Source organism: Nonomuraea sp. NPDC049725, from assembly GCF_040674795.1.
Lineage (GTDB): Bacteria > Actinomycetota > Actinomycetes > Streptosporangiales > Streptosporangiaceae > Nonomuraea > Nonomuraea ceibae.
This window is the reverse complement of sequence record NZ_JBFANJ010000001.1, coordinates 264,811-276,230: the sequence shown is the minus strand read 5'-3', so window position 1 is coordinate 276,230 and position 11,420 is coordinate 264,811. Positions and strand designations below refer to the sequence as shown.

Genomic DNA, 11,420 nt, shown 5'->3' with positions numbered 1-11,420 from the left:
GCCGTCACCTCTCAGCCGCCGAGCCGGCGCAGCAGCTCGGCCCACGAGCCCGCGCTCAGGTCGCGCCCGCTGACCTCGGTGGGCGGCAGGGGCCACGCTACCTTCAGATCCGGGTCGTCGTAGCGGACCGCGAGATCCTCGGCCGGATCGTGCTCGCGGTCGATGCGGTAGCAGGTGTCGGCCTGCTCGGTCAGCGCCTGGAAGCCGTGCAGCAGCCCCGGAGGCACGTACAGGGTGACGAACTCCTCGTCGTCCAGCCGTACCGCCATCTGCCGCCCGAACGTCGGCGAGCCCGGCCTGGCGTCCACCAGCACGTCGTGGATCGCGCCCCGGGCGCAGCGCACCAGCTTGGCCTCGCCGCTCCCGGCCCGGCCGTGCAGGCCCCGGATCACGCCCCGGCGCGACCTGGACTGGCTGTCCTGGATGAACGCCTCCGGCCTCAGCCCCGCCCCGGCGGCCACCGCCGCGTCGAACGTCCGGGTGAACAGGCCGCGCCCGTCCCGGTGCGGCGCGGGCCTGAACAGCAGCACGCCCTCGATCTCGCCCCGATCCACTCGCATGTGTCGTCCTTACTCAAAACGGTCCGATACTCAAGGCGGTCTGATGAAGCCGACGGTCAGTGTCGTCGTCCCGGCGCACAACGAGGAGGCGGTCATCGCCGCCGGCCTCGACACTCTGCTGGCCGGCGCCGAACCCGGCGAGTTCGACGTGGTCGTGGTGGCCAACGGCTGCTCCGACGGCACCGCGCGGGCCGCCGCCCGGCCGGGGGTGCGGGTGCTGGAGACGGCGACGCCGGGCAAGGCGCACGCGCTGCGCCTGGGCGACGCCGCCTGCCGCACGTTCCCGCGCGTCTACCTGGACGCCGACGTGCGGCTCGACGCCGGGTCCCTGCGCGCCCTGGTCGCGGCGGCCGGCTCGCCGGGCGTGCTGGCGTGCGCGCCGCAGGTCTCGTGGGACCTGACCGGCGTCGGCCCGCTGGTCCGCCGGGTGCTCGCCGTGCACGAGGAGCTGATCCGGCCGGGCCGCGCGCTGGCCGGGGTGGGCGTGTACGCGCTCACCGCCGAGGGGCACAGCCGGGTCTTCCCGCTGCCGGACGTGATTTCCGACGACGGCTACGTGGACAGCTTCTTCACGGGGGACGAGCGGGTCGTGGTCGCCGGGGCCCGCTCGGTCGTCCGCCCGGCCCGCACGGTCCGCGCCCACCTGGGCAGACGGGTCCGGGTCAGGCAGGGCAACCGGCAGCTCGCCGCGCTGGGCCGCCCGCTGCGCCCGCTGGAGGCGGGCAGCCTGCGCCGCGTGATCCGCTCCGGGGCCGCCGGCCCGCTGAACGTCGCCTGCTACCTCGCCGTCCTGGCCGTCGACCGCCTCCTCACCCGGCTGCGCGGCGACCGGCAGGACTGGGGCACGGACGCGAGCAGCCGTCACAACGAACCGACGGCCGCGTCGTAGGCCCGGAGCAGCGCCGCCTTCGAGTGCTCCCACGACAGCGGCCCCGCCACCCGCTGCCTGCCGATCTCGCCCATCCGCTCCCGCTCGGCCGGGTCGTCCAGCAGCCGGGCGATCAGCTTGGCGAACTCCGACTCGTCGTTGGCCGGCGCGTACACGGCCGCCTCACCTGCCGACACCCGCGCCTCGCGCAGCTCGAAGGAGACGATCGGCCGGGCCATCGCCATGTACTCCATGACCTTGTTCATCGTGGAGACGTCGTTGAGCGGGTTGAGCGGGTCCGGCGACAGGCACACGTCGGCCGTGGACAGGTAGCGCATCAGGTCCTCGTCCGGGATGCGGCCGGTGAACTCCACCTGCTCGCCCAGCCCCAGCTCGCGGGAGAGCGCCACCATCGCGTCGAAGGTGTCGCCGCCGCCCACGAACACCGCGTGCCAGTCGTCGCGCCCGTGCTCGTCGCGCAGTCTGGCCAGGCTGCGCAGCGCGTAGTCGACGCCGTCCTGCGGCCCCATGACGCCCAGGTAGCACAGCAGGTACGGCTTGCCGCGCCGCGCCGACGGGTCGGGCGGCACCTGGTGGAAGCGCTCGACGACCGGGGCGCTGCGCACCACGAACACCTCGCCGGGCTTCTTGCCGCCGCGCGTCATCGCGACCTGCCGGTAGCTCTCGTTGGTGGCGATCACCACGTGCGCCGCCCGGTAGGTGCGCCGCTCCAGCCAGCACACGGCCCGGTAGAGCCGGTCGCGCCCGCGCCCGAACCGCGACAGGTACAGCTCGGGCACCAGGTCGTGCTGGTCGAACACGAACCGCGTGCCCTTGCCCCGCATGGCCAGCGCGACCAGGAAGAACAGGTCGGGCGGGTTGCAGCCGTGGACCACGTCGAAGCGGCCGAGCCGCCGGGCGATGCGGAAGGTGTGCCACAGCGCCGAGCCGTACTCCCGCAGGTAGCCGGCGGGCCCGCCGGTGGCGGCGCGCAGCGGGTAGCGGTGGATGTGGACGCCGTCGATCACGGCCTCGGGCTCGGTGTCCTGCTTGGCGCCCTGCGGGCAGATGACGTGCACCTCCCAGCCGGCCTCGCGCAGGGCGGTGCACTCCTGCCACACGCGGCGGTCGAGGGGCACGGACAGGTTCTCGACGAGGATGAGCGCTCTACCAGCCAATGCCCGCGTAGTCCCTTCTGTGGCGGTGCGCCGCGGCGCCCGGCATCCGCACGAGGTCGACGATCGCCTTGCCGTCGGCCCGTTCCATCGCCTCCAGCACGGCGGGGTCGGTGGAGCCGACCACGCACACCTCCGCGTGCGCCAGGACGTCCTCCACCGAGTCGCCGAGCAGGTCGCCCAGGTGCGGCAGCCGTTCGGCGATGTAGGCGCGGTTGGCGCCCATGAGCCGCGACAGCGACACGTTGGCGTCGTAGATGCGCAGGTCGTAGCCCTTGCCCAGGAGCCGTTCGGCCAGCTCGACCAGGGGGCTCTCGCGCAGGTCGTCGGTGCCGGGCTTGAACGACAGCCCGAACAGCCCGATCTTCCGCCTGCCGGGCGCGGTCACCAGGTCGAAGGCCCGCTGGAGGTGCGCGTCGTTGGCGGGTAGCACGTGCGACAGCAGCGGCACGGCCACGTCGGCCTTCCTGGCGGCGTAGACGAGGCCGCGCAGGTCCTTCGGCAGGCACGAGCCGCCGAAGGCGAACCCCGGCCGCAGGTAGGCGGGGCTGACGTTGAGTTTGCGGTCCGCCAGGAACACGTCCATGACCTGGTGCGAGTCGAGCCCCAGGGCCTGGCAGACCGCGCCTAACTCGTTGGCGAACCCGATCTTCACCGCATGGAACGCGTTGTCCGCATATTTCGTCATCTCGGCGATCGGGATCGGCACCCTGAACACCTCGCCCGGCAGCCCCTCGTACAGCGCGGCCACCACGTCCCCGGCCGCCGGGTCCGACTCGCCGATGACGGTCTTGGGCGGCGCGAAGAAGTCGCGCACGCTGCTGCCCTCGCGCAGGAACTCCGGGTTGACCGCCACGCCGAAGTCCACCCCGGCCCGCATCCCGGAGGCCAGCTCCAGAATCGGCACCAGCAGGTCCGCGCAGGTGCCCGGCAGCATCGTGGAGCGGAACACCACCACGTGCCGCTGCCGCAGCGCCCGCCCGATCTGCTCGGCGACCCGCTCCAGGAACGTCGTGGACAGGCTCCCGTTCGGCGCGGACGGGGTGCCGACGCACACCAGCGACACGTCGCTGGTTGCCACCGCCTCGGCCGCGTCGGTGGTGGCCCGCAGGGTGCCGTCCGCCACGGCCTTCGCCACCAGCTCGCCGATCCGCTCCTCCACGATGGGGGCGCGGCCGTCGTTGATGAGGCTCACCTTGACCGGGTTGACGTCGACGCCGACGACCTCGTGACCCATCGAGGCCAGGCAGGCCGCCGAGACGCATCCCACGTAGCCGAGCCCGAAGACGCTGATCCGCATAGCTGCCCTCCGCCGATTGGACCGTGGAGGGCAGCGATCATTTCCCCCCGCCTCCAACGGATATGTCGGGCATGCCGATTGGAACGTTACTGACCTGTCCGGGACCGGACACTTCTCACGAACGCCCGCGCCCGCGTCTCCGCCGACGCCGCCGCCCGGCGCACCGGGTTGCGCGTCACCACGCCCTGGCACACCTGCGTCTCGCCGGTCTTGGCCCGCCGCTTGTACTCGTCCTCGCCCCGGCCCAGGTCGATGCGCGTCACGCCGAGCGCCGGCGCGGCCGACACCAGCTCGCGCAGCAGCATCCAGCCGGGAGCCAGCCGGGCGAACTCCGGGTCGTACACCGGGAACCACCAGTGCAGCACCCCGCCCGCGCGCAGCCCGAAGTGCGCGGCCAGCAGCCTAGGCCCCGCGTGCAGCGTCGACAGCACGCCGCCGAACGACCGGTCGCGGGTGCGCAGCAGGCTCTCCAGCAGGCGCACCCGGTCCGGCTCGGCGAAGTGGTCCTTGGCCCCGGTGGCCGCGTACTGGGCCCGCTTCAGCGCGATCACCTGGGCCAGCGCGTCGGCGTCGGCCGACTCGGCCTCGAAGCGGACCTCGCCGTGCTCGCGCGCCGCCTTGCCGGCCCGGCGCCGGGCCTGGGCCATGTTGTCCTTGCCGCTGCGCGAGGCCCGGCCCAGATAGCCGTCCAGCCCGCCGGTCACGTCCAGGTACGGCGACGGCCGGCGCGAGATCACCCACGGCTCGAAGCCGGGCGCCCCGTCCACCAGGTGGTCGAACGCGTACGCCGCCGCCCCGCCCCCGAGCAGGTCCAGCGGCCGGAACGCGGCCCCGGCCGCCAGCACCGGGCCCTGGAAGTCCGCGCCCGGCCAGCCGACCGGCCGCAGCGTCCGGCCCTCCCGGTGGTGCGGCACCAGCACGCCGTCACCGACGGCGACCCGCACCTCCCGCCCGCTCGCGTGCACGGCGGCGGCGAATCCGGGGTGGAAGTAGGGGCTGTCGAGCGCCGGGTTGCCGGCGTGCCGGGCGTGCCAGGCGTCCAGCTCGGCCGTGCCGAGCCGGTCGAACGCCACCACCCGCATCACTGGGGCAGCACCTTCGTCCGGCGCGACGGGCGCAGCAGCGCCGTCACGGCCGCCCGCGCCGTGCGGCGGCCCGCCAGCGCCCGGACCGCCTCACCCGCCAGCACCGCCGCGAAGTACGCCGCCCCGGCCACCACGCCGTTGCGCCGGCGGTACAGCCGCACCTTGTTGACCACCAGCATCGCCGCCAGCATCGGGTTGACGCCGGAGTCGCCGCCGATGTGCTCGATCACCGACGCGGGCTCGTACCAGGTGCGCCAGCCCAGGTCGGCGGCCCGCAGGCAGTAGTCCGTCTCCTCGCTGTAGAGCAGGAACGACTCGTCCCACGGCCCCACCTCGCGCACCATCCGGGCCGAGAGCAGCATCGCCGCCCCCGTCACCCAGGCGAACGCCCCCGGACGCGCGTAGTCGCGCGGGTCCGTCACCAGCTCGCCCAGCGCGCCCAGCCGCCCGGCCCGGTCGCCGCCGATCACCGCCTCGACGAGCGCCCGCGCCACCGTCGGCGCCCGCCGCAGCGACGGCTGCAGCGACCCGTCCGGATTGACCATGTACGGCGCCACGATGCCGGTCCGGGGCCCCGTCCGATGCTCTGCCAGGCACGCCACCAGCGGCGCGATCGCCCCCGGGCGCAGCCGGCAGTCCGGGTTGAGCACGTACACGGCGTCGAGCCCGTCCAGGTCGAGCGCCGCGATCCCGGCGTTGATCCCCGCCGCGTAACCGGCGTTGCGCCCGAGCTGCACCACCTTGACCGGAAGGTCGGCGCGGTCGGCGATGGCCGTGGAGCCGTCCTTGGAGGCGTTGTCCGCCACGACCACGTCGGCCAGCTCCACGCCCTCGGCCCCGGCGGGCAGTGACGCCAGGCAGCCTTCGAGCACGTCCGCGCTGTTGTAGGTGACGATCACCACGGCGACCCTGGGCATCAGCGCACCCGCTTGTACAGGCGCATGGCCAGCTTGGCCGCCCGGCGCGGCAGCGAAGGCCCGCCGCCGAGCACCCGGGAGATCCAGCCGCCGTCGAGGTCGCTGCGCAGGCTGTTGCGCGCCTGCAGCCAGGAGTCGGCGCGGGCCCGGCCGCCGTCGCTGGTGTAGGCCCGGGTGACGCCCGCCTGCCGCAGCCGCCGCAGCACGTCGCGGTCGTAGGAGCCGAACGGGATCGCCACCCGCGACACCGGCTCCCCGGTGAGCTGCCCGAGCAGCCGGTGCGCCGCCGACAGCTCCTCGGCCGCCTGCCGCGCGTCGAGCGTGCGCCAGTCGCGGTGCGCCCACCCGTGCGAGCCGATCCGCATGCCTGCCCCGAGCAGCTCGCGCACCCCTTCGGAGTCGAGCCTGCCCGACTCGCCGAGCATCCCGGCCAGCACGAAGAACTCGGCCTTCAGCCCGCGCTCCACCAGCCGGGGCAGCGCGATCTCCACGTCGGAGGCGTTGCCGTCGTCGAACGTGACGCGCACGTCGGGCCGCCCGGCGACCGCGTCCATGACCTGCTCGAACTGTGCCACGCTCACCCAGGTCAGGTCCTCGCCCGGATCGAGTTCGCGGGGCGCCTCCCCGATCCCGTGCACGGTCAGGTTGGTTACCGCCCGCATCCCGCCCCCTGGTGAGAAAGCCGCCAGGAGTGATATCGCGGCCCTGATTAGACCGTTACAGGCGACGGCGTACCACTACAGGTGCTCGGCGTACCACGCGACCGTGCGGCGCAGCCCCTCCTCCAGCCCGGTCGTCGGCCGCCAGCCGAGCACCCGCTCGGCGGGCCCGATGTCGGAGCGCTGCGTGCGGTCCAGCGGGCGCGCGTCCACCGCCCCGAACGCGAGCCCGGCCGGCCCGCCGACCACCCCGGCCAGCAGCTCCACGGTCTCGCGGACGGAGACGGGCTCGGCCGTGCCGATGTCGAGCACCTCCCCGGCCGCCTTCCCGCCCTCCCCGGCCAGCACGAACGCGTCCACCACGTCGTCCACGTACACCCAGGTCACCATCCTGGTCCCGGACGTCAGCCGGGGCTCCTCGCCGCGCAACAGCGACAGCGTCACGTACGGCACCAGCCGCGCCGTGTCGGGCTGCCCGGGGCCGTACACCATCGCCACCCGCAACACCGAGACCGGCAACTGCCACAGCGCGTGGAACATGCGGGCGTAGCCGGTCGCGGCGGCCTTGGCCGCGGCGTACGGCGAGCCGGGCGGCAGGCCGTCGCGCGGCTCCTCCACCGAGCCGGCGAGCACCACGCTGCGCACCGGCGTGCCGGTGAGCGCGGTCATCAGGTTCACGGCGGCGGTGAGGTTGCCCGCCAGCGTGGGCGCCACCACGGCCGGGTCGCGCACGCCGGTGACCTCGCTCGCCAGGTGGAAGACGACCTCGGGCGCGACCTCGGCGACCAGCGCGGCGGTGGCGGCGGCGTCGCTCAGGTCGGCCCGGTGGGCGCGGGGCCCGTCCTGCGGGCGGCGGCTGACCGTGTGCACCCGCGCGCCGAGCCCGTCCAGCCGCCTGACCAGATGGGCGCCGATGAACCCGGTCGCCCCCGTGACGAGCACCCGCGTGTCCTGCCACATGTCGCTCTCCCGCTAGTCGTGTCGTTCCGGCTCCGGGATCGGCTCGCCGGTGTCGTGCCAGACGTTGCCCGAGCCGCTGACCAGCTCCGCGCGGGTGCTCAGCAGGACGGGGCAGTCGTGCGCGGAGCCGCGGCCGAACCGGTTGCCGGTGACGCGCTGCCCCCTGAGCGGGCGGCCGAGCGGCGTGTGGTCGATGTTGACCGCGCACGCGCCGCCGTCGAGATAGTTGCCCTCCACCCGCAGGTCGTCGGCCGACGACTGGACGGCCGCGTTCGGGTCGGTGGTGGTGGACAGGTCGATGGTGTTGCGCACCAGCGTCACGCCGGTCTGCTCGGCGAACGCCTGGACGCCGTCGTTGTGCGTGGGGCCGCCGTCCTGGTCGGGGTCGCTGCCGAACCAGCTCAGGTCGTGGATGTAGGAGTCCTGGACGAGGGTGCCGGTGTGGGCCTTGACGCCGTCGACGGTGCCGGAGAACTCCGACCGGTAGATCTTCGTGCGGGCCGCCCAGACGCCGTCGACCGACGGTGACGGATGCGCCGCGCGGAACTCCGAGTCCTCGATCACCGTGTCGACGGCGTGCTCGGTGTCGAGCAGCGGGCGGGTGCGGTCGGCGACGCCGCCGAGGAAGACGCAGTCGCGGAAGGTCACGCCGCGCGCCGTCACCTCGACGAAACCGCGGAACTCCCGGCCCTGGACGACCTCGCCGTCCGTGGCGAAGACCTGGTCGCCGGTGACGACGGTGAGCTTCGTGCCGGGCCGGACGCCGGTGGAGGCCGCGTCGGGGAACCCCGCCGGGACGGCGCGCACGGGATGCAGGGACGTGGGGCTCACGGGCGCGGGGCTCGGGGCGGCCTCACCCGAGGGCTCGCCGAGCCCCTGCGCGATCGTCACGGCGAGGGCCAGGGCGGCGACCGCGGCTATGACATACGACCACGTCTTCGCCACCCCGGCATCGTCGCGCAGGAATCAGCCGATGCGCCAGGTGTCGCCGCCCATGAGCAGCTCGCCCAGATCGCCCTGACCCTGCTGGGCCACCGCCTCGTCGAGCTGCTCGGACATCAGCACGTCGTAGGCGGGGCGGTCGACCTGACGGAAGATGCCCACCGGCACGTGCTCGAAGGCCGGCTCGTCCAGCCGCGACAGCGCGAACGCCACCGACGGGTCGGGGTGGTGCGCGTCGTGCACGAGGATCTGGTCCTCGGTCACGGTGTCGCGCGCGACCACCTCGATGCCGCCGTTGGCGCTCCTGACGACGGCCTTGGAGGCCGACACGATCGGCTGCCCGTGCTCCAGCCGCAGCGTGATGTCGTCGCGGATCTCCGGATCCTTGAGCTGCTCGAAGGCGTTGTCGTTGAAGATGTTGCAGTTCTGGTAGATCTCCACCAGCGAGGCGCCCCGGTGGGCGGTGGCCTCGCGCAGCACCGACTGCAGGTGCTTGCGGTCGGAGTCGATGGTGCGCGCCACGAAGCTCGCCTCGGCGCCCAGTGCCAGCGAGATCGGGTTGAACGGCTTGTCCAGCGATCCCATCGGCGTCGACTTGGTGATCTTGCCGACCTCGGACGTGGGGGAGTACTGGCCCTTCGTCAGACCGTAGATCCTGTTGTTGAACAGCAGGATGTTGAGGTTGACGTTGCGCCGCAGGGCGTGGATCAGGTGGTTGCCGCCGATCGACAGCGCGTCGCCGTCACCCGTGATCACCCACACGCTCAGGTCGGGCCGGCTGGCCGCCAGCCCGGTCGCGATCGCCGGCGCGCGGCCGTGGATCGAGTGGATGCCGTAGGTGTTGAGGTAGTACGGGAAGCGCGACGAGCAGCCGATGCCGGAGACGAACACGATGTTCTCGCGCCTGAGCCCCAGCTCCGGCAGGAAGCTCTGCACGGCCGCCAGGATCGCGTAGTCGCCGCAGCCCGGGCACCAGCGCACCTCCTGGTCGGACTTGAAGTCCTTCAGGCCCTGCTTGGCGTCGGTCTTGGGGACGAGCGACAGGCCCTTCCCGTTGACAAGCTCAGTCACTGTCGATCACGTCCTGGATGACTCCGGCCAGCTCTTCCGCCTTGAACGGGAGCCCGCGCACGCGGTTGTAGCTGATGACGTCGACGAGGAAGCGGGCCCGGAGCAGCAGCGCGAGCTGGCCGAGGTTGATCTCGGGCAGCAGCACCTTGTCGTAGCTCTTGAGCACCTCGCCGGTGTTGGCGGGCAGCGGGTTGAGGTGGCGCAGGTGCGCCTGGGCGACCTTGCCGCCGCTCTTCCTGATGCGCCGCACGGCGGCGGCGATCGGGCCGTAGGTCGAGCCCCAGCCGATGACGAGCACCTTGGCGTCGCCGTCGGGGTCGTCGACCGCGAGCTCGGGCACGTCGATGCCGTCGATCTTGGCGGCCCGGGTGCGGACCATCAGGTCGTGGTTGTTGGGGTCGTAGGAGATGTTGCCGGTGCCGTCGGCCTTCTCGATGCCGCCGATCCGGTGCTCCAGGCCGGCGGTGCCGGGGATGGCCCAGGGGCGGGCCAGGGTCTCCGGGTCGCGCTTGAACGGCAGGAAGGCGCCGTCCTCGCCGTTGGGCTCGGTCGTGAACTCCTGCGAGATGTCGGGCAGCTCGGACACCTCGGGCAGCCGCCACGGCTCGGAGCCGTTGGCCAGGTAGCCGTCCGACAGCAGCATCACCGGGGTCCGGTACTTGACCGCGATCCGGGCCGCCTCGACGGCCGCGTCGAAGCAGTCGCTAGGCGACATCGGCGCCACGATCGGCAGCGGCGACTCGCCGTTGCGGCCGAACATGGCCATCAGCAGGTCGGTCTGCTCGGTCTTGGTCGGCATGCCGGTGCTCGGCCCGGCCCGCTGCACGTCGACGATGATCAGCGGCAGCTCGGTGGTGACCGCCAGGCCGACCGTCTCGGCCTTGAGCGCCACGCCAGGCCCGGACGTCGTGGTGACGCCCAGCGCGCCGCCGAACGCCGCGCCCAGCGCCGCGCCGACGCCCGCGATCTCGTCCTCCGCCTGGAAGGTGCGGATGCCGAACCGCTTGTGCTTGGACAGCTCGTGGAGGATGTCGCTGGCTGGGGTGATCGGGTAGGAGCCGAGGAACAGCGGCAGCTTGGACTGCACGCTCGCGGCGATCAGCCCGTAGGCCAGGGCCTGGTTGCCGGAGATGTTGCGATAGACGCCCGGCGCCAGCCTGGCCGGCTTGACCTCGTAGGAGACGGAGAACGACTCGGTGGTCTCGCCGTAGTTCCAGCCCGCCTGGAAGGCCGCGATGTTGGCCTTGGCCAGCTCCGGCTTCTTGGCGAACTTCTGCTCCAGGAACTTGATCGTCTGCTCGGTCGGCCGGTGGTAGAGCCACGACAGCAGGCCGAGGGCGAACATGTTCTTGGAGCGCTCGGCGTCCTTCTTGGACAGGTCGAAGCCTTCGAGCGCCTTGACCGTCAGCGAGGTCAGCGGCACCGCGTGCAGTCGCCACTCGCCGAGCGAGTCGTCCTCCAGCGGGTTGGCCGCGTAGCCGACCTTCTGCAGGTTGCGCTTGGTGAACTCGTCGGTGTTGGCGATGATGTCGGCGCCCCTCGGCAGGTCGCCGAGGTTGGCCTTGAGCGCCGCCGGGTTCATCGCCACGAGCACGTTGGGCGCGTCGCCCGGCGTGAGGATGTCGTGGTCGGCGAAGTGGAGCTGGAAGCTCGACACGCCCGGCAGGGTGCCGGCGGGGGCGCGGATCTCCGCCGGGAAGTTGGGCAGCGTCGACAGGTCGTTGCCGAACTCAGCGGTGCCGGCGGTGAACCGGTCGCCCGTGAGCTGCATGCCGTCGCCGGAGTCTCCGGCGAACCTGATGATCACGCGATCGAGTTGCTGGACCTGCTTCGTCACAGCTCAGTCCTCCTCGACGCGCCGGGGCGCGGTCGCTTCTGGCGCG

11 protein-coding genes are annotated in these 11,420 nt (G+C 72.9%); 1 reads left to right on the top strand and 10 read right to left on the bottom strand.

The window, feature by feature from the left end; translation table 11 throughout:
• Positions 1-11: 11 nt before the first annotated feature.
• Complete coding sequence (locus AB0J53_RS01460; protein ID WP_364167806.1) at positions 12-560, bottom strand: dTDP-4-dehydrorhamnose 3,5-epimerase family protein; 549 nt, start codon at positions 558-560, stop codon at positions 12-14.
• Positions 561-603: 43 nt separating this feature from the next.
• Between AB0J53_RS01460 and AB0J53_RS01455 the strand changes: the two genes are divergently transcribed.
• Positions 604-1,449 carry a glycosyltransferase gene (locus AB0J53_RS01455; RefSeq protein ID WP_364167804.1) on the top strand — a complete coding sequence of 282 codons (846 nt, stop codon included), beginning with the start codon at positions 604-606 and terminating at the stop codon, positions 1,447-1,449.
• On the opposite strand, the gene AB0J53_RS01450 is transcribed toward AB0J53_RS01455, so the two are convergent.
• The 9 genes from AB0J53_RS01450 to AB0J53_RS01410 all read right to left on the bottom strand — a co-directional run bounded on the left by AB0J53_RS01450 (position 1,422) and on the right by AB0J53_RS01410 (position 11,374).
• Positions 1,422-2,606 carry a glycosyltransferase family 4 protein gene (locus AB0J53_RS01450; RefSeq protein ID WP_357584631.1) on the bottom strand — a complete coding sequence of 395 codons (1,185 nt, stop codon included), beginning with the start codon at positions 2,604-2,606 and terminating at the stop codon, positions 1,422-1,424. The genes AB0J53_RS01455 and AB0J53_RS01450 overlap by 28 nt on opposite strands.
• The gene (locus AB0J53_RS01445; RefSeq protein ID WP_364167802.1) at positions 2,596-3,903 is read right to left on the bottom strand and encodes a nucleotide sugar dehydrogenase; all 1,308 of its coding nucleotides are present in this window, start codon (positions 3,901-3,903) and stop codon (positions 2,596-2,598) included. Before AB0J53_RS01445 ends, AB0J53_RS01450 begins: the two co-directional genes overlap by 11 nt.
• Before the next feature lie 86 nt (positions 3,904-3,989).
• A complete protein-coding gene (locus tag AB0J53_RS01440) occupies positions 3,990-4,985 on the bottom strand; it encodes a GNAT family N-acetyltransferase (protein WP_364168535.1) in 996 nt (331 codons plus the stop codon).
• Entirely contained in the window at positions 4,985-5,905 is a 921-nt protein-coding gene (locus tag AB0J53_RS01435) for a glycosyltransferase family 2 protein (RefSeq protein WP_364167800.1), read from the bottom strand. The genes AB0J53_RS01440 and AB0J53_RS01435 overlap by 1 nt, the downstream gene beginning before the upstream one ends.
• Positions 5,905-6,567, bottom strand: a complete 663-nt coding sequence (locus AB0J53_RS01430; RefSeq protein ID WP_364167798.1) for a polysaccharide deacetylase family protein — start codon at positions 6,565-6,567, stop codon at positions 5,905-5,907. The genes AB0J53_RS01435 and AB0J53_RS01430 overlap by 1 nt, the downstream gene beginning before the upstream one ends.
• A gap of 75 nt (positions 6,568-6,642) precedes the next feature.
• On the bottom strand, positions 6,643-7,524 hold the full coding sequence (locus AB0J53_RS01425; protein WP_364167796.1) for an NAD-dependent epimerase/dehydratase family protein: 882 nt from the start codon (positions 7,522-7,524) through the stop codon (positions 6,643-6,645).
• Between the two features lie 12 nt (positions 7,525-7,536).
• Positions 7,537-8,469: a hypothetical protein gene (locus AB0J53_RS01420; protein WP_364167794.1), complete on the bottom strand. Its 933-nt coding sequence runs from the start codon at positions 8,467-8,469 to the stop codon at positions 7,537-7,539.
• A 21-nt stretch (positions 8,470-8,490) separates the two neighbouring features.
• A complete protein-coding gene (locus tag AB0J53_RS01415; protein ID WP_364167792.1) occupies positions 8,491-9,537 on the bottom strand; it encodes a 2-oxoacid:ferredoxin oxidoreductase subunit beta in 1,047 nt (348 codons plus the stop codon).
• A complete protein-coding gene (locus AB0J53_RS01410; RefSeq protein ID WP_219504603.1) occupies positions 9,530-11,374 on the bottom strand; it encodes a 2-oxoacid:acceptor oxidoreductase subunit alpha in 1,845 nt (614 codons plus the stop codon). Before AB0J53_RS01410 ends, AB0J53_RS01415 begins: the two co-directional genes overlap by 8 nt.
• Between the last annotated feature and the right edge of the window lie 46 nt (positions 11,375-11,420).